At 60.7% G+C, this 22,102-nt stretch carries 22 protein-coding genes; 7 read left to right on the plus strand and 15 right to left on the minus strand.

Annotated features, from left to right (window positions below):
• Window positions 1-113: 113 nt before the first annotated feature.
• From Q4577_RS16845 to Q4577_RS16890, 10 genes are all read right to left on the minus strand, one after another.
• Window positions 114-1,685: an acyl-CoA dehydrogenase family protein gene (locus Q4577_RS16845; RefSeq protein WP_303470890.1), complete on the minus strand. Its 1,572-nt coding sequence runs from the start codon at window positions 1,683-1,685 to the stop codon at window positions 114-116.
• A 131-nt stretch (window positions 1,686-1,816) separates the two neighbouring features.
• Window positions 1,817-2,689 carry an amidohydrolase family protein gene (locus Q4577_RS16850; protein WP_244688931.1) on the minus strand — a complete coding sequence of 291 codons (873 nt, stop codon included), beginning with the start codon at window positions 2,687-2,689 and terminating at the stop codon, window positions 1,817-1,819.
• Between the two features lie 82 nt (window positions 2,690-2,771).
• On the minus strand, window positions 2,772-4,589 hold the full coding sequence (locus Q4577_RS16855; RefSeq protein WP_303470892.1) for a feruloyl-CoA synthase: 1,818 nt from the start codon (window positions 4,587-4,589) through the stop codon (window positions 2,772-2,774).
• Entirely contained in the window at window positions 4,586-5,065 is a 480-nt protein-coding gene (locus Q4577_RS16860; RefSeq protein ID WP_303470894.1) for a MarR family winged helix-turn-helix transcriptional regulator, read from the minus strand. The genes Q4577_RS16855 and Q4577_RS16860 overlap by 4 nt, the downstream gene beginning before the upstream one ends.
• Before the next feature lie 4 nt (window positions 5,066-5,069).
• Complete coding sequence (locus Q4577_RS16865) at window positions 5,070-5,840, minus strand: crotonase/enoyl-CoA hydratase family protein (protein WP_303470896.1); 771 nt, start codon at window positions 5,838-5,840, stop codon at window positions 5,070-5,072.
• Window positions 5,841-5,855: 15 nt separating this feature from the next.
• Entirely contained in the window at window positions 5,856-6,620 is a 765-nt protein-coding gene (locus Q4577_RS16870) for an SDR family NAD(P)-dependent oxidoreductase (protein WP_303470898.1), read from the minus strand.
• A gap of 153 nt (window positions 6,621-6,773) precedes the next feature.
• Window positions 6,774-8,273 carry a TRAP transporter large permease gene (locus Q4577_RS16875; protein WP_303470900.1) on the minus strand — a complete coding sequence of 500 codons (1,500 nt, stop codon included), beginning with the start codon at window positions 8,271-8,273 and terminating at the stop codon, window positions 6,774-6,776.
• Complete coding sequence (locus Q4577_RS16880; RefSeq protein ID WP_303470902.1) at window positions 8,270-8,845, minus strand: TRAP transporter small permease; 576 nt, start codon at window positions 8,843-8,845, stop codon at window positions 8,270-8,272. The genes Q4577_RS16875 and Q4577_RS16880 overlap by 4 nt, the downstream gene beginning before the upstream one ends.
• A 78-nt stretch (window positions 8,846-8,923) precedes the next feature.
• Window positions 8,924-9,964 carry a TRAP transporter substrate-binding protein gene (locus Q4577_RS16885; RefSeq protein ID WP_303470904.1) on the minus strand — a complete coding sequence of 347 codons (1,041 nt, stop codon included), beginning with the start codon at window positions 9,962-9,964 and terminating at the stop codon, window positions 8,924-8,926.
• A gap of 426 nt (window positions 9,965-10,390) precedes the next feature.
• Entirely contained in the window at window positions 10,391-11,089 is a 699-nt protein-coding gene (locus Q4577_RS16890) for a fumarylacetoacetate hydrolase family protein (protein ID WP_303470906.1), read from the minus strand.
• 110 nt (window positions 11,090-11,199) lie between these two features.
• Here Q4577_RS16890 and Q4577_RS16895 point away from each other — a divergent pair, with 110 nt between their 5' ends.
• From Q4577_RS16895 to Q4577_RS16910, 4 genes are all read left to right on the plus strand, one after another.
• Entirely contained in the window at window positions 11,200-11,892 is a 693-nt protein-coding gene (locus Q4577_RS16895; protein WP_303470909.1) for a phosphatidylcholine/phosphatidylserine synthase, read from the plus strand.
• Window positions 11,893-11,895: 3 nt separating this feature from the next.
• Window positions 11,896-12,723, plus strand: a complete 828-nt coding sequence (locus tag Q4577_RS16900) for a DMT family transporter (protein ID WP_303470911.1) — start codon at window positions 11,896-11,898, stop codon at window positions 12,721-12,723.
• A 62-nt stretch (window positions 12,724-12,785) separates the two neighbouring features.
• Window positions 12,786-13,511, plus strand: coding sequence for a triacylglycerol lipase (locus Q4577_RS16905; protein WP_303470913.1), 726 nt, complete (start codon window positions 12,786-12,788; stop codon window positions 13,509-13,511).
• Window positions 13,508-14,656: an alpha-D-ribose 1-methylphosphonate 5-triphosphate diphosphatase gene (locus Q4577_RS16910; RefSeq protein ID WP_303470916.1), complete on the plus strand. Its 1,149-nt coding sequence runs from the start codon at window positions 13,508-13,510 to the stop codon at window positions 14,654-14,656. Before Q4577_RS16905 ends, Q4577_RS16910 begins: the two co-directional genes overlap by 4 nt.
• A 338-nt stretch (window positions 14,657-14,994) precedes the next feature.
• On the opposite strand, the gene Q4577_RS16915 is transcribed toward Q4577_RS16910, so the two are convergent.
• The 4 genes from Q4577_RS16915 to Q4577_RS16930 form a co-directional block, all read right to left on the minus strand.
• The gene (locus Q4577_RS16915; RefSeq protein WP_303470919.1) at window positions 14,995-16,086 is read right to left on the minus strand and encodes a 5-(carboxyamino)imidazole ribonucleotide synthase; all 1,092 of its coding nucleotides are present in this window, start codon (window positions 16,084-16,086) and stop codon (window positions 14,995-14,997) included.
• On the minus strand, window positions 16,079-16,567 hold the full coding sequence (gene purE, locus Q4577_RS16920) for a 5-(carboxyamino)imidazole ribonucleotide mutase (RefSeq protein ID WP_303470922.1): 489 nt from the start codon (window positions 16,565-16,567) through the stop codon (window positions 16,079-16,081). The genes Q4577_RS16915 and purE overlap by 8 nt, the downstream gene beginning before the upstream one ends.
• 217 nt (window positions 16,568-16,784) lie before the next feature.
• Window positions 16,785-17,681 carry an endonuclease/exonuclease/phosphatase family protein gene (locus tag Q4577_RS16925; protein WP_303470924.1) on the minus strand — a complete coding sequence of 299 codons (897 nt, stop codon included), beginning with the start codon at window positions 17,679-17,681 and terminating at the stop codon, window positions 16,785-16,787.
• Between the two features lie 36 nt (window positions 17,682-17,717).
• Window positions 17,718-17,942, minus strand: coding sequence for a YdcH family protein (locus Q4577_RS16930; protein WP_244688622.1), 225 nt, complete (start codon window positions 17,940-17,942; stop codon window positions 17,718-17,720).
• Between the two features lie 202 nt (window positions 17,943-18,144).
• On the opposite strand from Q4577_RS16930, the gene Q4577_RS16935 reads away from it, so the two are divergent.
• Genes Q4577_RS16935 through Q4577_RS16945 form a run of 3 tightly spaced genes read left to right on the plus strand, consistent with a single transcriptional unit; the run spans window position 18,145 to window position 19,673 of the window.
• The gene (locus Q4577_RS16935; protein ID WP_244688619.1) at window positions 18,145-18,558 is read left to right on the plus strand and encodes an Hsp20 family protein; all 414 of its coding nucleotides are present in this window, start codon (window positions 18,145-18,147) and stop codon (window positions 18,556-18,558) included.
• A gap of 3 nt (window positions 18,559-18,561) precedes the next feature.
• Window positions 18,562-18,789, plus strand: a complete 228-nt coding sequence (locus Q4577_RS16940) for a DUF1150 family protein (protein WP_244688617.1) — start codon at window positions 18,562-18,564, stop codon at window positions 18,787-18,789.
• Window positions 18,786-19,673, plus strand: coding sequence for a PhzF family phenazine biosynthesis protein (locus tag Q4577_RS16945; RefSeq protein ID WP_303470932.1), 888 nt, complete (start codon window positions 18,786-18,788; stop codon window positions 19,671-19,673). The genes Q4577_RS16940 and Q4577_RS16945 overlap by 4 nt, the downstream gene beginning before the upstream one ends.
• A gap of 126 nt (window positions 19,674-19,799) precedes the next feature.
• Here the strand turns inward: Q4577_RS16945 and Q4577_RS16950 are convergent, their stop codons facing one another.
• A complete protein-coding gene (locus Q4577_RS16950; RefSeq protein ID WP_303470935.1) occupies window positions 19,800-21,878 on the minus strand; it encodes a bifunctional sulfate adenylyltransferase/adenylylsulfate kinase in 2,079 nt (692 codons plus the stop codon).
• Between the last annotated feature and the right edge of the window lie 224 nt (window positions 21,879-22,102).

Genomic DNA, 22,102 nt, shown 5'->3' on the forward strand with positions numbered 1-22,102 from the left:
ACCGCCCCGCCAAAGCCCCCCCGTCTTCTTCTGTTCACAAATATCCTGGGGGTTTGGGGGCAAAGCCCCCATTATCGCCCGCCGCAATGCAGGACATGCGCCGGGTGGCGCTCTTACTTCCCGGCCCGCAGGGCCAGAAGCGCCGCTGCGGCCTTCATGTGCACGTCGGATTCCTGACGCGCCCATCCCGCAACGCGCCGGATCCGCTCCGGGTCTCCATGATATTCCGCCCCCGCCAGCACGCGGCCCCACACCACCTGCAACAGGATCTCGCGCGTCAGACACATGAAATCATGCGCCAGGGGGGACGGATCGAACGCGTCCAAAACCGTGGCACGCGACATCTGCCAAAGCGTTCCATCCACGCCTTCTTGGGTCAGAAACGCCTCAAACGCCGCCCCCGGCGCGCCACCAAGCAACCGCGTGACCAGGGCCCGCTCATGTATGCCATTTGCCCCTTCATAGATCTGCGTGATGCGGGCATCGCGATAGGTCTGTTCAACTCGGTATTCCGTCAAATACCCGTAGCCCCCCAAAACCTGCATCCCCAGTTCCGCCGCCCGCACCCCGGCCTCGGTGCAATGCACCTTGGCCACGGGCGTCAGGAACGCCACCAGATCGGAGGTGTCGCCGCGCGTCATGGCCACGAAACACAAATGGGCAATGCCCCGACCGCCCAGAGCCATGGCATCCATCCCATCAATCATCCGGGCCACATCGGCATGATCAGACAGGACCGCAGCCCCGCCATCCGCGCGACGCCCCTGTGTGCGCTCGTCGCCATAGCGGCGCGCAATATCCCAGGCACGGGCCGCATGGGCGACCCCCTGAAGCGCGACGTCACAACGCGCATGGTTCATCATGGTAAACATCGCCGCCAGCCCCTGGCCCTCACCCCCAATCAACTCTGCCTCCGCCCCATCAAAGACCACGTGGCAGGTCGGCGAGGCATGAAGCCCCATCTTTTCCTCGATCCGGCTGACCTGTACCCCATTTCGGCTACCATCACTTCGGGTGCTGGGACATAGAAACAGCGACAACCCCTTGACGCCAGCGTCTGATGTCCGTGCCAGAACCAGATGCAGGATCTCTGCGCTCAGATCCTGATCCCCGCCCGAGATAAAGCTCTTCTCACCGCTGATGTGCCAACCGCCCTCATCATGTGCACGACACCGGATGCGCGACAAATCCGACCCGGCCCCCGGTTCCGTCAATGCCATCGTGGCCAGCGCCGCCCCAGAGGCCAATTCGGGCAGATATTTTGCCTTTTGGGCCTCGGTGCCGAACCGGTTCAACACACCAGCCGCGCCGGGCACCAGACCGGTAATCATTTGCAGGCTGTGGTTTGCGCCGGAAAACACCTCGGAAGTGACCGCCAGCAACAGCGCATCCATGCCTTGACCGCCGTATTCCTCAGGCACGGTCAACCCCGGCCAGCCCTGATCGGCATAGGCCCGATAGACCGCGGCAAAACCTTCCGGCATGTGGACACGCCCGTTTTCCAACCGGCATCCCTGTGCATCACCGGGGGCATCCAGTGGCGCGATCTCGCCCTCGGCGAAGGCCGCAAAATGGTGGGCGATCTCTGCGGTCAGGGTCGGGTCAAATCCGGTGACCGATCCCGCCATGGCAACATGGTTCAGGCTGAAAAGGATGTCATCCAATGGTGCTTTGAAGGGGGTCACGGGCAAATCCACCGCTTTTATCTACATATTCCGGCCAACCCCACGGCCCGCCGCAGGCTGGCAAATTCGTCTGGGCAAATCCGTCCGGGGAAATCAGCGGCAAATTCGCACCCCCCCCGGAACGAATGCCCCTACATCAACCCAAGCAAGCGCGCGGCATTGTTCTTGGTGATGTCTTCCCGCAACGCGTCCTTGATCGCGATACCTTCGAAATCAGACAGCCAGCGTTCCGGGGTGATCATCGGCCAATCCGACCCGAACAGCACCTTCTTGCGCAGGATCGTATTGCAATACCGCACCAGGATATCCGGGAAATAGCGCGGCGACCAACCGGACAGGTCGATATAGACATTGGGTTTGTGTTGCGCGACGGCCAGCGCCTCTTCCTGCCAGGGAAAGGATGGATGCGCGAGGACGATTTTCAGATCCGGGAAATCAACCGCCACATCGTCCATATACATCGGATTGGAATATTTCAGCCGCATGCCATTGCCGCCCCGCATGCCCGATCCGACCCCGGTTTGACCGGTGTGAAACAGGGCAACAACGCCCTCTTCCTGAAGCACCTCGTACAAGGGATAGGCCATGCGGTCATTGGCGAAAAACCCCTGCATGGTGGGATGGAACTTGAATCCTTTGACACCATAGTCGCGGATAAGACGGCGGGCCTCGCGCACGCCCATCTTGCCCTTCCAGGGGTCGACGCTGGCGAATTGGATCAACACGTCCGAATTCTGCGCAACCAATTCGGCCACTTCATCGTTGCTGTACCGGCGATAGCCGGTCTCACGTTCGGCATCGACGGGAAAGATCACCGCCGCAATGTTCTGGGCGCGAAAATGCGCGGCGGTTTCCGGGATCGTCGGCGGATGTTCCCAAGGCGCGCGAAAATACTTCGCCATCGTGGATTGCAGATCGTCATAGCCATCATCGCTGTGACAGCCACAGGGTTCCTCGGCATGGGTATGGATGTCGATTGCACGGACCTTGGAAATATCAATCAATTCGGTCTCCTTGTCGGTGGGATGCCCTGCGCGCAGACGGGCCGTCAGGGCCGGATAAGCGGGCCGGATAAGCGGGCCGGTTTCAAAGCGTGACAACCGCCGGATCATCATCGGCATAAAGCCGGTCCAACAGATCCTTGCGCCGTTCCAGTATCTTGCGGAAATTCAAGTTGCCCTTGGCGGTCATTTCGCCTGCGGGCATCGAGGCCGGTTCAGCCACCAAAATCGCCCGCGCCACCCGTGTCGATGAACCGGACTGCTGCGCGGCCCGTTCGGTCAGGCGTTTGTGAACCTCGGCCAAAAGCGCGGCATCATTCAATGCGCCATCCTTGTCGCTCAGCCCATATCCGGCGCGCTCAAGCTCGGCCAGCGCGGGGAAAACCATGACACCGATTTCGTTTCGATCAGCCCCGGTCACCACCAGATCCGCAGCCAGGGGCAACAGACCGCTCAACATGTCGAGCCGCAGTTGCGCGGCGCGCACCCAGGTTCCCGTCAGCAGCTTGAAGTCTTCTGATATCCGCCCGTCAAACCGCATACCCCGGCTGTAATCTCCGGGATCGACAAATTTCATCGCATCCCCGGTGATAAAGAACCCTTCGTCGTCAAACGCGTCTCGGGTTTTCTCTGGCGCTTCGAAATAGGATGTCATGACATTCGCGCCCTTGACCCGCACCTCACAGCGCATGTCGTCATCCGGGATCAGTTTGACGGTCACCCCGGTCAGGGGCACCCCCACCACGCCGGAGCGGTCGGTCGGTTCCTGTTGCATCATCGCAGAGGGCGCCGTTTCCGTCAGCCCCCAGGACGAGGTCATCAACGGCACTTCGCCTTTGACCTCATACGCCATGGTTTCCAATCCCTGCCACACATCCTGGGGCAGTGAGGCGCCGGCATAGAACATCAGATCGAGATCGGCAAAGAAGCGGTGGCGCAGGTCGGCATCATCCTCCAACGCCTTGACCAGCATGGCATATCCCACCGGCACGTTGAAGCTGAGCGTGCCGGTCTGGAGGTTCAGGTTTTCCAGCGTGCGATCAAACTGGCCTTTTACCGGCTTGCCATCATCGACGTAATACGCCCCGCCATTGGCCAGCATCATGTTGAAATTATGCGACCCGCCAAAGACATGGTTCCAGGGCAGCCAATCGACCACCACCGGTCTGCGGTCCTTCAGGAACGGCATGCTGTCGGCCAGCATCGTCTGATTGGTGCACATCATCCGATGGGTGGTCATCACCCCCTTGGGGGCCGAGGTCGACCCCGATGTCATCAGGATCTTGGCCACCGTATCGGGGCCGACCTGGGCATATGCGGCCTCCAGATCAATGCAGGCGTCGCCCCGGAGCAGGCTGTCAAAATCGGTCACGCCGGGGCGATCCGCCACCTGGCTGGCCACCACTTCGATGCCCTCAAAACACGCCATGTCCAGCGCCGCGCCATATTGCGCGGCATTGACCACATAGGCCATTTTGGGCCGCACCAGTTCGACCGCGTGGCGCAACCGGCCATGTGCGCCCGCAATCAACGAATATTGCTCGGCGACAGGCACAATCGGCACACCGGCATATTGCGCGCCCAGCGCCAAAAGCCCGTGATCGACACCATTGCCCGACATGATCAGGATCGGCGTCGTCTGGTCCATGCCCCGCGCCAGCAACGCGCTGGCGATGCCGCGCACCTTTTCCAGCGTGCTGGCGTAACTTTCTTCCCGCCATCCCGGCCCGGAGCGTTCCGCAATGAAAATCGCATCCGGCGTGGCATCCGCCCATTGGTGCAGCCAATCGCCGGTACGTGCCACCACCGGGCCAAGGTCATAGGCCGAGCGATAGAGGATCGAACCGTCGCCACGCACTTGATGCGTGACCTCATGTGGTCTGAAATTCGTCGTGCGTTTCATGGGGCCTCCCCCGTACCTGCACGCCAGATCGCCCCCATCAGCGTCTGTATACGGTTGCGATCTTCTTGCGAAATACCGGCGAACAGGCGCGCCTCATGCGCCTGCACCCTTGCGCGCGCATCATCATAAAGCGCCACACCCTGCAAAGTCGCCTTTAGCGCATAGGCACGTTTGTCGGTGGGCACCCGATCGCGCAGGATCAGCCCACGGCGTTCCAGCTCATCCAGAATGACCACCAGATTGGGCCGTTCAATGTCCAGTGCATCCGCCAATTGCGCCTGACGCAACCCCGGCGAAGACACCACAACCGCAAGCGCCGAAAAGGTCAGCATCCGCAGATCCAGCGGTTTCAACGTGGCATGAAGATCGGCCTGAATGGCGCTTTGCGCGCGTTTGATATGATAGCCCAGAAGCTCGTTCAGCACATCATCTGCGCGCGGTTGCGCCGGGCCGCGTGTTTCAACAGGATCAACCATGGCGTTACCGGAACTTCGGATCGCGCTTTTCGAGAAAGGCTTTCAGCCCCTCGATCGCATCCGGGCTTGTCTGGGTCAGGGCAGCACAGAGGCTCTCGGTAAACAGGCCATCCTGTTTCGACATGTCCTCTATCCGGCTCAGGCCCTGGATCATGATGTAGTTTGACAGCGGCGCATTGGTTGCGATCCGCGCGGCCAGTTCCTGAGCCTTGGCCAATGCTTCGCCGGTGCCAACGCTGTAATGTGCCAACCCCAGCGCGAGACCCTCTTCTGCGCCGAATTTGCGCCCGGTCAGCATCATTTCAATCATCCGATCCGCGCCCAGAATGCGGCCAATCCGAACCGAGGCCCCGCCACCGACAAAGATCCCGCGCCGCCCCTCGGGCAATTGGAAGATTGTCGAAGGTTCGGCAATCCGCACATGGGTGGCCGCCGCAATTTCCAATCCGCCGCCGATCACCGCACCATACATCGCCGACACCACCGGCAGGCCGCCATATTGAATGCGGTCCATCACCTGATGCCAGCCACGCGAATGGCGCATCGTGCCTTCGGCATCGCGTTGTTCATGTTCCGAAAGATCCAGCCCGGAACAGAAATGTCCTTCGGTGCCGGTCAGCACCACCACCTTCACCTCGTCCGGCGGCAGTGCAAAAAACGCGTCGATTTCGGCCAGAAGGGCGTCGCACATCGCATTGCGTTTGTCGGGGCGATTCATTGTCAAAGTGGCGACGCCATCCTTGATCTCGATATTCAGATATTGCGGCAATTTCATCAATTTACATCATCCTCAGCGGGGCGGCAGGCGCACCGCGCCATCCAGTCGGATCACCGATCCGTTCAAATAGGGATTGCCGATGATGTCACCGACAAGCTGCGCATATTCTTCCGGGCGACCCAGCCGCGCGGGAAAAGGGATATTGGCGGTGATCTTGGCGGTCACCTCCTCGGGCAGACCTTCCATCATCGGGGTATGAAACAGCCCCGGCGCAACCGCCATCACCCGAATGCCGGAGCGGGCAAAATCCCGCGCGGCCGGCAGGCTCATCGCGGCAATCGCCCCTTTGGAGGCCGCATAAGCCGCCTGTCCCATCTGGCCATCTTCATAAGCGACAGAGGCGGTGTTGATCACCACGCCACGTTCCCCGTCGTCCAGCGGGTCAAGCGTCAACATGCGCCGCGCCGCATGGCTCATCACGTTATAGGTGCCGTAGAGATTGACCTTGATCGTCTTGTCAAACACATCAAACGTCGGCGCGCCGTCGCGGTTCACGACCTTGGCGGCCAACCCGACACCGGCGCAATTCACCGCAATTCGGGCCACCGTGCCGAATTGGTCGGCCGCCTGTTCAATCGCCGCATCAACTGCGGCCGCGTCACTGACATCAACCTTGAACGCCGCGCCACCGATTTCCGCAGCCACGGCATCACTGCGCGCCGCATCAAAATCGAGAATGGCCACCCGCGCACCCAAAGCCGCCAGATGGCGCGCGGTTGCCGCGCCAAGCCCGCTGCCACCGCCGGTGACAATGGCGGCCTGTCCTTTGATCTTCATAAGACGAATCCCCCCAATTCCTGAATATAGTTATATCTCATATCTATTTTTCACACAAGCCTCGGATCGCCCCCCACCTGCCCTGCAAAACGCACAACGCCCGACCCCATACAGGAAGCCGGGCGTTGAATTTCGTGCCGGATCAAGCCGCGATCACAGGCTGAGCACAAACAGGGTGATTGACGGAAACAGCACCAGCAACACAACCCGGATCAGGTCCGATGTCACAAACCAGATCACCGCCTTGTAGGTTTCGATCATCGGGGTGCTTCGGTCCATCGTATTGATGATAAACAGGTTCATCCCGACCGGTGGGGTGATCAACCCGACCTCGACCACGATCAGCACAAGGATACCAAACCAGATCGCCACCTGTTCGGCTTCGATGCGGTTGGCCATGCCTTCGGTCACGCGAATACCCAGCGCCTGCATCTGTTCGCGCGTCAGCTCGACCCCGGTTGCCATCGCGGTTCGAATGCCCTCCAACATGTCCGCGGCCATGCCTTCGGGCACGCCAGAGGCCAGCACATCGCGCGCGGCATCGGCCTGCATCACCGCCAAATCGACAAATCCGAAATCCATCGACGAAATCACCGGAAAGAAGATCGGAATGGTCAACAGGATCATCGACAGGCTGTCCATCAGGCAGCCAAAAACCAGATAGAACACCAGGACCATCGCCAGCACCGTCCAGGCGCTGAAACCCTGACCGACAACCCAGGACGACAATTCCTGCGGCACCTGGCTGAGCGCCAGAAAGCCGTTGTAAAATCCCGCGCCCAACACGATGAAAAAGATCATTGCGGTCGAGGATGCCGTCGACAGGATTGCCTCCTTGAAGACAGCCCAGGACATGTTGCCGCCGACAAATGCGATGATCCCGGTGCCCGCCGCGCCCACCGCCGCGCCTTCGGTCGGGGTGAACCAGCCGCCATAGATGCCACCCACAACCAAACCGAACACCAGCACCACCGGCCAGACGTCAAGGAAATTGCGAATGCGTTCGGCCATCGGCACCGGCGGGCGCACCCCCGCCGCATCCGGGTTGACCCGGACATAGATCGAGATCGTGATGATATAGCCGATCGCCGCCAGAATACCGGGCACAAAGGCCGCCAGGAACAGTTTCGCAATGTTTTGCTCGGTCAGAATGGCATAGATCACCAGAATGACGCTGGGTGGGATCAAAATGCCCAATGTGCCGCCCGCCGCCAATGTCGCGGTCGAAAAGCCACCGGAATAGCCATAGCGTTTCAGCTCTGGCAAAGCGACGCGTGACATGGTGGCCGCGGTTGCCAGGGACGAGCCGCAAATCGCCCCGAACCCGGCACAGGCCCCGACCGATGCCATCGCCACCCCGCCCTTGCGGTGCCCGAGAAAGCTTTCTGCCGCCTTGAACAGTGCCGATGACATGCCCGACAGGGTGGCAAACTGCCCCATCAACAGAAACAACGGGATAATCGACAACGAATAGCTGGAGAAGGTCGAATAGGTCTCGCTCTTCAGTTTGGCCATGAACACCGTGGTGCCGTCCGTGGCCAGCCACAGCCCGCCAATCCCACAGAGCAACATCGCCAGCCCGATCGGCGCCCGCAAAAAGATCATCACCAACAAGACGGGAAAGGACAGATAGCCCAGTTCTAGCAAGCTCAATGGATCGCTCCTTCGGTATCGGGCATATAGCGACGGCCCGTCACGGCACCGGCGACACGGCCAAAAGCGCAATAAAGCGCGATGATCGACGCGACACAGGCCGCAATGAAACTGGCCGCATAGGCCCACCAGGCCGGAAATTGCAGCAAAAAGGTGATTTCGCCGTTTTGGTATTTGCTGACCGTCCCGGCAAACAGCCGCACGGTGATCAACAAGATCGCCAGCGTCAGGATCACCTCCCAGAAAGCGATCAGCCATTGATTGGTTTTTGCCGGCAATCCTTGGGTAAAGATGTCGACCGTGGCATGGCCACTGTGCAGCTGGCAGTACGGCAGGAAAGAAAAGATCGCGAATGCGATCCCGGCTTCGACCACTTCGAAATCGCCCGCCACCGGGCCGACCCCGGCATTGATCAGCGCCTGGCCAAGCGCCTCGCCAATGGCCCCGGAATGGCCAAGCGTATTCAGGCCCCGACCCAGCACGCTAACGCAGGTCAAGAGCACAAGAAACGTCATCACCAGCCCACCAATAATCGCCATCAACCGGGCGAGTCGGTCCATGTTCTTCAGCATGTCAATTTCCAGTATGTGACCAGAGGGGAATGTCGTCGCGAAAATCCCGGCGACGCAGGGCCGCCGGGAAAATGCGCGTTACATTGCGCCTTCGGCAATAAGCTCCAGCGCGCGGGCGCGCACAGCCGTGCCATCCAGGCCTTTTTCGTCCATTTCAGCGATCCAGGCATCAATCGTGCCTTGGGCTGCGGCCTTCCAGCTGTCTGTCTGGGCATCTGTCAGGGTGATGACATTGTTGCCAAGATCCAGAGCGGTCTCGCGCTCCGGGGCATCATCTTCCTGCATTTGACGCCCGAACCAGGCAGAGGTTTCCAGCCCGGAATTCGCGTCGATCACCGCTTTCAGATCATCCGGCAGCGCGTCATATTTGGCCTTGTTCATGCCAAAGACAAAGGTGGCGGTGTAAAGCGCGGTATCGCCGCCAAATTCGGTGTGGTTGGTCACCAGCTCCGGCACTTTCAGCGCGCCTGTCACCTCCCACGGGATCACGGTTGCGTCGATCACGCCCTTGGACAGGGCCTCGGGAACGGCGGGAACCGGCATCCCGATGGGCGTTGCGCCCAGCGCGCCAAACATCATGTTTGTGACACGCGTCGGTGCACGCAATTTGACACCATTCAGATCTTCCAGAGCCTCAACCGGGTCTTTGGAATGGATCACGCCGGGGCCATGCACATGCAGCGCGATGGGATGGATATCCTTGAAATCGGCATCCATCATCGTTTCTTCCGCCAGCTTCCAATAGGCCCGGCTGGCCGCTTCTGCGGTGGTCATGGTGAAGGGCAATTCGAACACTTCGGTGCGGGGAAAGCGGCCCGGTGTATAGCCCGGCAGCGTCCAGACGATATCCGCAACGCCATCCATCATCTGATCCATCAGCTGCGGCGGTGTGCCCCCCAAGGCCATGCCGTGGAACAATTGAATGTCGATCCGCCCATCCGACTCTGCCTCAACCTTTTCGGCCCAGGGGATCAAAAGGTTCTGGGGCACATTGGCCTGCTCTGGCAGGAATGAATGCATCCGCAGTGTCACCTCCTGGGCCACTGCCGCCCCCGAAGCCAGCACAATCGCCAGCGCAGTTCCGCTGGCAAGTTTGGTCAGTTTTTGCTTGTTGATCATAGTTTCCTCCCGTTGATCAATCGCGTTCTTTTTGGCGCAACTCTGTCGCAATGTGGGATTCACAGCAAAACAATTCAGCTGTTCGGATTCTTGGCCAAGACCATGGTCCGATCAAAAACCCGCCCCCCAGAGCGCATCATTCACGCCGCGGCTGCCCGCTCTCCTCTGTGCGGTCGCCGTGTCTTGCTCAAATAGATATACATCATAACTAACTCCGTCCAGCGAATGTTTTCCCCTCTCCAAGGAACATGGATCGACCGTTTGTTATGTCTTGGCAGCCAGTCTGGCAGTCGCTTTTGTAACTAACAAGCGGCAATTCCCAAGTATCCGGCAGACCTGCGTCAAATAGTTATATGAAATATCAATACGTTAGAGACAGGCCCGGCACATATGATGCCGGGCCTGCCCCCAAGATCCAGATCGGATCTATTGCGCGGGCGCGACCGTCAGATGCACCGGGGCAAGCCCCTCGATCCCGCCGTCGAGAACATCACCGGCCACCACCGGGCCGACACCGGCCGGTGTCCCGGTCAGAATCACATCCCCCGGCCCCAGATGATAATAGCCCGACAAATGCGTGATGATTCCCGCCACGCCGTGGATCATGTCATCCAGGACGGCCTCCTGTCGGCGGGTGCCATTCACATCAAGCCAGAGTTTCTGCGACCCGATCGCCGGCAACGCATCCGCCCGCGTCATTGGCGCCAGAACAGCAGAATTCTCGAAATCCTTGGCCAGATCCCAGGGACGCCGCTTGTCCTTGGCGGTGGCCTGAAGATCACGCCGGGTCATGTCCAGCGCACAGCCATAGGCATATACCGCCGCCAGAGCCTCATCCTCGGGCACGCGAAACACCTCTACCCCGAGGGCAAAGGCCAATTCCATTTCGTGATGATAATTGCCGGTGCCCGGCGGATAGGCCACGGTTGCGCCGCTCGCCACCATCGAATGCGGGGATTTGGTGAAATAGAACGGCGCCTCGCGATCCACCTCATTGCCCATTTCGGCGGCATGGGCCGCATAATTGCGCCCGACACAGAAAATTCGACGGACCGGATAGGTCGCCGTTTCACCCGCAATTGCTACGGTGACGGGCTTTGACGGGGCAAACAGAGTATCGGACATGGGTGGCCTTTGCGCGTTTGGGCCCGCTTGGGGCAATTCTCACAGAGATTTTCCCCACCTTGCCAGCGCCCCCCATTGAATCCAACCGCCATATCCGACATGACATCCCAATGACCAAGCTGCGCGCTCTTTCGATCCATTGGCTGACGGCGACCGGAGCCGTGTTTGCCATGCTCGCCCTGTTGGCGGCGGTGCAATCCAACTGGCCGATGATGTTTGTCTGGCTGGTTGTTGCCTTTGCCGTGGATGGCGTCGACGGGCCACTGGCGCGCAAATACGACGTCAAGACCCATGCCCCGCGATTTGACGGTGTGCTACTGGATCTGATCATCGACTATCTGACCTATGTGTTCATTCCCGCCTTTGCGCTGTTTGAATCCGGGCTTTTGCCGGGATGGCCCGGCTGGATCGCAATCATTGTGGTGACGTTTTCCAGCGCGCTCTATTTTGCCGATACCGGGATGAAGACCCGTGACAATTCCTTTGCCGGATTTCCGGGCTGCTGGAACATGGTGGTGATCGTGATGTTTTCCATCGCACCGCCGCCGCCGGTGATCCTGGCAATTGTTGTGGTCTTTGCGGTGGCCATGTTCCTGCCGCTCAAGTTCATTCACCCGGTACGCACCGAACGCTGGCGCGGCCTGTCGCTGCCGGTGGCCCTGGCCTGGACGTTTTTTGCCGGCTGGGCGGCCTGGGTCAATTTCCACCCCGAAAGCTGGGCACATTGGGGATTGGTCACAACCTCGATCTACCTTGCCTCGGTTGGCATCCTGCAACAGATTTTTCCAGCACGGACAGGTTAACCCATGCGCATCATCGGCTGGACCGCTTTGGTCATGCTGGCCTTTGCGGCCAATTCGGTATTGAACCGCATGGCATTGGACAGTGCCACAACCGGGCCTGCGGCCTTTGCTCTGATCCGCCTGGCCTCTGGTGCGGCCCTGCTGTGCCTGCTGGTCGGTGTGCGCGGGGATTTGGCCGCGCTGCGGCCACGCCGGGCGCTTTTGCCGGGGGTGTTGACCCTGACACTCTATATCCTTGGGTTCTCTTTTGCCTATGTCACCCTGCCCGCCGGGGTGGGTGCGCTGATCCTGTTTGGCGGGGTCCAGATCACCATGTTTCTGGGCGCGGTTTTCGCGCGTGAGCCGCTGTCGCCCATGCGCAGCTTCGGCGCATTGATCGCCTTTGGCGGATTGGTCTGGCTGATGGCCCCCGGCGCAGAACGCCCCGATCCCTGGGGTTTTGCCATGATGTGCGCAGCTGGCTTGGGCTGGGGGTTGTTTTCGCTGATTGGCCGTCGGGCCGGCGCGCCCCTGGCCACCACCAGCGCCTCTTTCCTGTGGGCCTTGCCGCTTGGGCTGGGCACCTTTTTGATCTGGCCCGATGGCATCGACCTGCGCGGCGCGCTGCTGGCCATTCTGGCGGGGGCCGTGACATCCGGGCTGGGGTATGCGCTGTGGTACTCGGTGTTGCCGCAACTGCGCACAACCACCGCGGCGGTCGTCCAATTGACGGTGCCCATCATTGCGATGGCTGGTGGCATGGTCTTTCTGGCAGAGCCGCTCACACTGCGATTTGTCCTCGCCGCAGGATTGGTGCTGGGGGGTGTGGCCGTTTCGCTGCGGTCACGGTAACGCTTCGTCACGGGCGGCAGCGCCCCTTTCACAGCCCGACAACTCTGCCTATCTGTCGGCCTATGCGTTATGCCCTTGTCCTTGTCCTACTTGCCCTGCCCGGCCTGGCCCGGGCGGATTGTGTCGTCTTCCTGCATGGTCTGGCGCGCACCGGCCTCAGCTTTGCGGTGATGGAACAGGTGATGCAGGCCGAAGGCTATGACACGGTTGTCGCCTCCTACCCGTCGACCACTGCCGATGTGGAAACGCTGGTCAACACCACGCTGCCGGAAACCATTGCCAAATGCGGCACGGCCACCACGCATTTCGTGACCCATTCCATGGGCGGCATCCTGTTGCGGGTCTGGCTGCGCGATCACCCCGGCGCGGACCACATGGGCCGCATTGTCATGCTGGCCCCACCCAACCACGGCAGCGAGCTGGTGGATGATCTTGGCGGGCTTGAGCTGTTTCGCTGGCTCAATGGCCCTGCCGGTCTGCAACTGGGCACCGACCCGGAAAGCCTGCCGCCGCAGCTGCCACCGATTGATGCGGAATTGGGCGTAATTGCCGGGGACCGGTCGCTCAACCCCTATTTTTCCTCGCTGATCGAGGGGCCGGATGATGGCAAAGTCTCTGTCGCCTCGACCAAGGTCGACGGCATGGATTGGCACATCACCCTGCCGGTCACCCATACGTTTTTGATGAACAACCCGCTGGTGATGCGGCAAACCCTTCTGTTCCTGCGCGAAGGCCGGTTTGACCCGGACATGGACCTGGCAGGCGCGGTTTTCGGAGAAGAGAATTGAGTATCGAACTTTGCCTGAACGGCACCCGCTGGCTGTCGCCCGAAGGCTGGCGCGACGATCCGCTGTCCATTGCCGGCGGTCTGATTGCGACGGGCGGCGTGCGGCCTGTGTCCCTGCCGGGGAAATTGGTGCTGCCGGGCATTGTCGACCTGCACGGCGATGGCTTTGAACGTCACCTCGCCCCCCGGCGCGGCGCCATGAAGCATATGCCCGCCGGCATCGTTTCGGCCGAGGCCGAATTGGCCGCCAACGGCATCACCACCGCCGTTCTGGCACAGTTCTACAGCTGGGAAGGCGGGCTGCGCAGCCCCGATTTTGCCACCCGGATGCTAGAGGCCGTGGCGATTGCCGCCCCCACCCTGGGCACCGACCTGCGGGTGCAACTGCGGTTGGAAACCCATATGCTCGACGCCCATCCGGCGATGCTTGACCTGATTGCGCAGCACGACATCCGCTACGTCGCCTTCAACGACCACCTGCCGCATGACCACCTCGCCGCGGGCAAACGCCCGCCCCGGCTGACCGGCACGGCGCTGAAATCGGGCCGCAACCCCGAAGCGCACCTTGCAATGATGATGGAAATGCATGCCCGCTCTGCCGAGGTGCCCGCCGCTTTGGACAGCTTCTGTACCAGGCTGGCGGCACGCGGTGTTCAAATGGCCAGCCATGATGATTCCACCCAGGATGACGTCGCCACATGGCGCGCCCGTGGCATCACCATCAGTGAATTCCCCGAAACAGCCGAGGCCGCCAGCGCCGCACTGGCCCGCGACATGCCCACGGTCCTCGGCGCGCCGAATGTGGCCCGCGGTGCCAGCCACAAGGGCAATGCATCTGCGCGCGATCTGGTGGAACAGGGCCTCGTTACGGCGCTGGCCTCGGACTACCACTATCCCGCGCCACGCAATGCGATCTGGGAATTGGTCGACACCGCCATCATGGATCTGGACAGGGCTTGGGCACTGATTTCCACCAATCCGGCGGCGGTGCTTGGCCTGACCGACCGGGGGGAAATCACCCCTGGCAAACGCGCCGACCTCGTGATCCTGGACCGCGAAACCCGCCTCGTCGAGGCGACGCTTTCCAACGGCGTCTTCACCTATCTGACCGGCGAAACCGCCAGCCGCCTAACCAACACAACCTGACAAACGCCACCGGACCAAACATTGCTTCGGAGCCGTCCCTCGCCTGAGGAGATCAGGACATCGCGCGCAGCGGCCTGCATGCAAAATCGCCGAGGGCCCCCGCCTGCGGGGAGACGGCTATTTTGCTTGCCGGACGTGAGCACGTTGTCATGAACGGATCAGACGAGGGACGGCTTTCACAAGCATTGCTTTGGTGGGTCCTGAAGCCCCCCTCAACCGGCCTATGCAACCACTACGACATTATTGTGTCTGGGGCGCCCGGCCAGGCGCTCCCTTCCCCCGGTTCCGGGGGAAGGACAGGTTGGGGGTGGAACACCCCTGTGCGCCGGAACGGCGCGCTATTTGGCAGAGGCCGACTGGACGCGGTTCACATGGCCCATCTTGCGGCCCGGCTTGACCGCAGTCTTGCCATAGAGATGCAGGCTGGCGTCGGGGTCGCGCGCAAGCGACTCGAGCCGGTCCATGTCGTCGCCAATCAGGTTTTCCATCACCACATCGACATGACGTGATCCATCCCCCAGCGGCCAGCCGGCCACGGCACGGATATGCTGTTCGAATTGATCGACACTGCACCCGGCCTGGGTCCAATGACCGGAGTTGTGCACGCGGGGGGCAATCTCGTTCACCACCACGCCCTTGGGCGTGACAAACAATTCCACCCCCATCACCCCGACATAGTCGAGTGCATTCAAAATACGCCCCGCCAGCAACACCGCATCCGCCTGCATCATCGGGCGCAATTCTGCCGGGACCGTTGTGGTGCGCAGGATGCCATCCACATGCACGTTCTGGCCGGGATCGTAACAGGCCACCTCACCGCTGAGACCGCGCGCGGCAATCACCGAGATCTCATGGCTGAAGTCGACAAATCCTTCGAGCACCGCCGGAGCGCCCGCCATATCCGCCAAGGCGGCCTCGGCATCGTCACGCGTCATGATGTGCGCCTGACCTTTGCCGTCATAACCAAAGCGCCGGGTTTTCAAAATGGCCGGAGTGCCAATTTGATCCAGCGCGGCATCGAGAGAGGCCCGGTCAGACACATCGGCGTAGGGCGCACAGGTCAGCCCCAATCCGGTCAGGAAATCCTTTTCCGTCATCCGGTCCTGCGACACGCGCAGGGCCTCGCGGCCCGGGCGGATCGGGCGCAGGGTTTCCAAAAGATCCAGCGCCGCGGTGGGGATGTTTTCGAATTCATAGGTGATGACATCGACTTCGGCGGCAAAGGCACGCAGCGCCGCCTCGTCCTCATACCCGGCGGTGGTCACCCGGTCGGCCACATGACCGGCGGGCGGGTTTTCACCCGGTTCAAAGATATGGCAGCGAAACCCCAACCGGCTGGCGGCCACGGACAACATGCGGCCCAATTGCCCGCCGCCAAGGATGCCAATCACCGCGCCCTGTGGCAAAGCGTTTGCAAATGCGTCAGTCATCTACCGGGACCTCCGGGATCGAAGCGGCCAAATCGGCACGCCATTTGTCAAGCCGCGCGGCCAGAGCGGGGTCCTGCAAGGCCAGAATGCCCGCGGCCATCAGACCGGCATTCTTGGCCCCGGCCGCACCGATCGCCATGGTTGCCACCGGGAACCCGCGCGGCATTTGCAGAATGGAATACAGCGAATCAACCCCGGACAGCGCCCGGGTCTGTACCGGCACGCCAATCACCGGCACGCGGGTTTTCGACGCCATCATGCCCGGCAGATGCGCCGCGCCGCCGGCCCCGGCGATAATCACCTGAAGACCGCGTTCGACAGCGGTTTTGCCGTAGTCCCACAGCCGGTCCGGCGTGCGATGGGCCGACACGATGCGCGGCTCATAGGCAACCGCCAATTCATCGAGCACTTCTGCCGCCTCTTTCATGGTGGGCCAGTCCGATTGGCTGCCCATGATGATGCCCACAACCGGCTTTGTCATCTTGTCCCCCGTTTTCAAGAGCGGGCACTATAGCCGGACCGGGCCTGTTGGCAATCGGATTGAACAGATCGGGTTTTACCGTGCCCGGAAATTCCCGACGCCGAAATGTCCGGGTGGATCGCAAGCGACCGACGGGGGGCCAGCCCCCCGAGCCCCCCGGGATATTTTTGGTCAGATGAAAGGGCGGCTTGGTGCGCATTAGTCTTAGGCTTTGGGCCTAATCCGAGGTGAAATCGGCCACCACCGGGTAGTGATCGCTTGGCCAGACCGCCGTCAGTTTCTGGCGAAAGACCACTGGCGCGGCCAAGGGCGTGATCTCTGGCGTGTGGCCGATATGGTCGATTGCCCCAAAGAGATGCAGCCCGCGATCCAGATGATAGGTCGCGCCCGCCACAGGCAGGAAGGACAGACCGGTCTGTGCCAGCGATGCAAGCACGGACGATCCGGCCCGCGCATTCAAATCGCCGACCAGAACAACCGCCCGCCCCTCGGCGCGCCATTGATTCAGTTTTTCCACGATGAGCGCGGTGGATTTCCGTCGGTTTTCCGCGCTGGCATAGTCCAGATGAACATTCAGGACGCGCAATTCGGTGTCATTCCGGCGATCGCGAAACGCCACCCAGCTGGCAAAGGCCGGATAAGAGCCATCGAAGGTGCGCGAATAGATCTGATCCGGCGTATCGGAGAAAAAGAACCAGCCTTGATCCACCACCGCCAGTCGGGCGCGCCGATAAAACACAGGTTGAGTTGAGGGAAAGGCGCGCCAATCGCCAATGGCGGCGGCGGCGTAATCCGGGTTTTGGGCCAAAAGCCACTGGCGGGCGAGATTGTTGTGATCATCATTGCCGCCAGAGAAACTCTCCATTTCCTGAAAGGCGACAATATCGGCATCCAGCGCCTTGAATGTCGCATCTGCCGCCTGTTTGCGCCGGTCCCAGGCCCTATCCGACCAGCGCCCAGCCCCCCGACCAACAACGATGTAGTGAATGTTATGGGTGGCGATACGCAGCGCGCCCGCAGGTTTCGGCCCCAACACAGGCCCACGCGACAAAAGCACATGCGACACGCCCAGCCAAAGCGCCGCCAAACCGACCAGCAGCGCCGACGCAAGCATCCCCCGTCTGAGTGCCCGCCGCATCGAAACCATGGTTCAGGCGATGATATCGGGCAGCAGGCGATCTTCGATCTGGGCGATTTTATCCTTTAACATCAGCTTTTTCTTCTTCAGACGCTGGATCGTCAAGGCATCAGCCCGGCCCTCGCCCTGAAGGGCGGCAATGGCTTCGTCAAGGTCGCGATGCTCGCGTTTGAAGACCTCAAGCTCTACGCGCAAGACATCATCCGTTTTCATCGCGAGTTCGGCTTGCATGTTCATCGACTGGCTCTCCTACGCGGGCTTTACTGGGCCACAGACCGGCCACGAACGGGCCACGAACGGGCCACAGGTCAAGATACTGAATCCCCAGCGTTTTGGCAAAGGTCTTGCGCCCCGGCCCAGCCGATACCATATTTGTTACGATCCGGTTGCCGCTGATGGGGCCGGAACAGAGATGTCGCTTATTTGCCAAGGACGTGTCATGACAAAACTGACCCTGGGGTCCTATCCCCATATGCTTGGGTTCGAACAGCTGGAGCGCCTGCTGGAACGAACGGCCAAGGCCGGAAACGAAGGGTATCCCCCCTTTAACATCGAACAGACCTCGGATCATTCCTATCGCATTACGCTGGCGGTGGCCGGCTTTGGCGAGGATGACCTGTCGATCACCGTCGAAGACCGACAATTGGTCATTCGCGGACGGCAGCGGGACGAATCGACCGATCGGGTTTTTCTGCATCGTGGCATTGCCGCCCGGCAGTTTCAGCGCAGTTTCGTGCTGGCCGAAGGTGTCGAAGTTGGGGACGCCACAATGGAAAATGGCCTGCTGCATGTCGATCTGACACTGCAACGGCCCCAGACCGTGGTCCAGACAATCAATATCAGGAAAGGTTAAGTCATGAACACGCAATATGAATTCGGGAATTCCCTGCCGCGCAACATCGTTTATGTCAAACCTGTTGCTGTCGCCGATTTGCCGGAAGAGGTCCGCAGTCAGGTGGCCGGGGCAGAGACGCTTTACGCCGTGCACCGCGAAGACGGCGAACAGCTGGCGCTGGTGGCGGATCGCAAGATGGCCTTTGCCCTTGCACGGCAAAACGACATGGCGCCGGTGGCGGTGCATTGACCACACGCTTTGCCGTCGATTGGGTGGATGCGTTCAGCAGCAGCCCTTTTGGCGGCAATGGCTGTGCCGTGGTGCATGATGCGGCCGGATTGGACGACGAGACCTGCAAACGCTTTGTGCGCGAAACATCGCTGGTGGAATGTACGTTTCTCGGCCCGTCCGATCACGCGGATGTAAAGGTTCGCTATTTTCTGGCCAGTGGCGAAATCCCTTTTGCCGGGCACCCAACAGTGGCCAGCGTGGCCGCATTGGCCCACCGAGAATTGGCCAAAGACGGGGCGATCACGCTTGAGACCGGCGCCGGGATCATCCCGGTCGAGATTTCCCATGACGATGTCGGGCTTCTGGTCAGCATGACCGTGATCGCGCCGACATTTGGTCAAACCGTCCCACGCGACATGGTGGCAGAGGTTCTTGGGCTGGACCCCGATGATATCCTTGCGCCGCCACAGATCGCGTCGACCGGATTGCCGTTTTGTATCACGCTGGTGCGGGATCCGGAGACGATCCTGCGCGCCCATCTGAATCCCGAGGCTCTGCAACGGATGATGCGCCATATCGGTGCCGGCCCCGGCGAAATGTACGAACCCTATATGATCACATGCCAGGGCGCGACGGAGACCGGTGATACCTTTGGCCGCCTGTTGCTGCCGCCCCCCAATCCACCCGAGGATGCCTTTACCGGCTCGGCCACCGGGGCCGCCGCCGCTTGGCTTTGGCATCATGGCCATATCACGCGCCCGAACTATGTGGCGCAACAGGGCCACGGCATGGGACGGCCCGGCGAGGCCCAGGTCGAGGTGATTGGCCCTGCAGATGCCATCACGGGTGTGCGGTTGGCCGGGCGCGCACATGTGTTGATGAGTGGCGACCTGTTTCTGTAATCCACAGGCTTCGCGACACACGTTTCACAAACCCGATGACCCGACAACTGCGCCAACCGCGCAACCGAAACGCCAAAGGCCGCAGCATCACGCCGCGGCCTTTTTCTTTTTCATGTCGAAAGCTGCTTAGTTCGCCGCGATCAGACCCATGCTTTCCAGCTTCAGGATGACCTGATGCGCGCAGTTGTCGACATCGACATTCTCGGTTTCGACGCTCAGCTCTGGGTTCACAGGCACATCGTAAGGATCGGAAATCCCGGTGAATTCCTTGATCTTGCCTTCACGCGCCAGTTTGTAGAGCCCTTTGCGGTCACGACGTTCGCATTCCTCGATCGAGGTGGCGACGTGTACTTCGATGAAGGCACCAAAAGATTCGATGTCTTCGCGCACAGCGCGACGGGTGGCGGCATAAGGCGCAATCGGCGCACAGATCGCGATACCACCGTTTTTGGTGATTTCAGAGGCGACATAGCCGATGCGACGGATGTTGAGGTCGCGGTGCTCTTTCGAGAAGCCAAGCTCGCTCGACAGGTTTTTCCGCACGATGTCACCATCCAGCAGCGTCACAGGGCGGCCACCCATTTCCATCAGCTTGACCATGAGGGCGTTGGCAATCGTCGATTTGCCGGAGCCGGAGAAGCCGGTGAAGAACACGGTGAAACCTTGTTTCGCACGTGGCGGTTTGGTGCGGCGCAGTTCCTTGACCACTTCGGGGAAGGAGAACCATTCCGGGATTTCCAGACCTTCGGCCAGACGGCGACGCAGTTCGGTGCCCGAGATGTTGAGGATGGTGATGTTGTCCTTGTCCTCGATCTCGTCAATCGCTTCGTATTGCGCGCGTTCCTGAACCCAAACCATGTGTTTGAAATCAACCATTTCACAGCCGATTTCCGACTGGTTGGCGCGATACAGGTCCTGTGCATCATAAGGACCGTAAAAATCCTCACCTGCCGAGTTTTTGCCGGGGCCGGCGTGGTCGCGACCAACGATGAAGTGGGTGCAGCCGTGGTTGGCGCGGATCAGACCATGCCAGACCGCTTCGCGCGGGCCAGCCATACGCATCGCGAGGTTCAGCAGCGACATGGATGTGGTCGACGCCGGATATTTGTCCAGAACCGCCTCGTAGCAACGCACGCGGGTAAAGTGGTCGACATCACCCGGTTTGGTCATGCCCACAATGGGATGGATCAGCAGGTTAGCCTGGGCTTCCTTGGCGGCGCGGAACGTCAATTCCTGGTGCGCACGGTGCAGCGGGTTCCGGGTTTGGAACGCAACAACGCGGTTCCAGCCCAATTTGCGGAACAGGGCGCGCAATTCGTTTGGCGTGTCACGGCGGCCCCGGAAATCATAATGCACCGGGGTCTGGATGCCGGTCACCGGGCCACCCAGATAGACCTTGCCGGCCTGGTTGTGCAGATAGTTCACGGCGGGGTGCGCGTCATCATCGGCACCAAACACTTTTTCCGCTTCGCGCGATTTGTTGGGAACCCAACGGTCGGTCACGGTCATCGTGCCAAGGATCACACCCTCTTGGTCACGCAGGGCGATGTCCTGGCCGATTTCCAGCGACGCGGCAAATTCTTCGCTGACATCCAGGTTGATCGGCATGGGCCAAAGCGAACCGTCGGCCAGACGCATGTTTTCAACAACACCGTCATAGTCTTCTTCGGTCAGGAAGCCCTTCAGCGGGTTGAAGCCGCCGTTCATCAGCAATTCAAGATCACAGATCTGGCGCGGCGTCAGATCGTGGCTCACCAGATCGGCGGCTTCAACCTTGAGCTTCTGCGCGCTCTCATACGAGACATAGAGCTCGGAAATGGGTGCCAGGTTATTCTGCATGTATTTGGTCCTATGCTTAAAAGGAATGAGGCCACTTGTCGTGCCGGTTAGTTCCGCATGAAGCGCGTCATATTCCGCGAATTTCCCGGCCAGAAACCGATCTGTCAACCGGACCTTCTCTGCCGCGCCGCGAGATGTCAGCGCATAGGCGAACCGCTGGCGCCGATCCGGGCCATCACGTTCGCTGATTTTGATGAACCCGGCCTTAGCAGCGGCCCGAAGCTGCGCATTCAATGTGCCAAGCGACACCCCCAACGCCAAAGAGATCGCGCGTTGCGATGCATCCGGCGTTTGGTCCACCTGACGAAGCAGCAGGAAGGTCTGCGCTTCTTCGTCGGTGATAGGCTGTGTCTTGGCGGTTGCCATTTCTGCGACTCGAAAAGTATGTTCAACGCTGAACACATCGCATGCACACCCGTCTCAGGGAAGCCCCAATTGCCCCCAATGGGCGAAATCCCGCCGTATCCCCCGCCTGACGCCGAAAACAACAGGGTTGTCCGGGCGCGCGCGGGGCCCAAAATGCAAACCGCCCCCGACACGGGCAGTGTCGAGGGCGGGAGATTGGCAATATTTATCAACCTTGTCGGGTT

This window comes from Marinovum sp. 2_MG-2023, assembly GCF_030548265.1.
Classification (GTDB): Bacteria; Pseudomonadota; Alphaproteobacteria; order Rhodobacterales; family Rhodobacteraceae; genus Marinovum.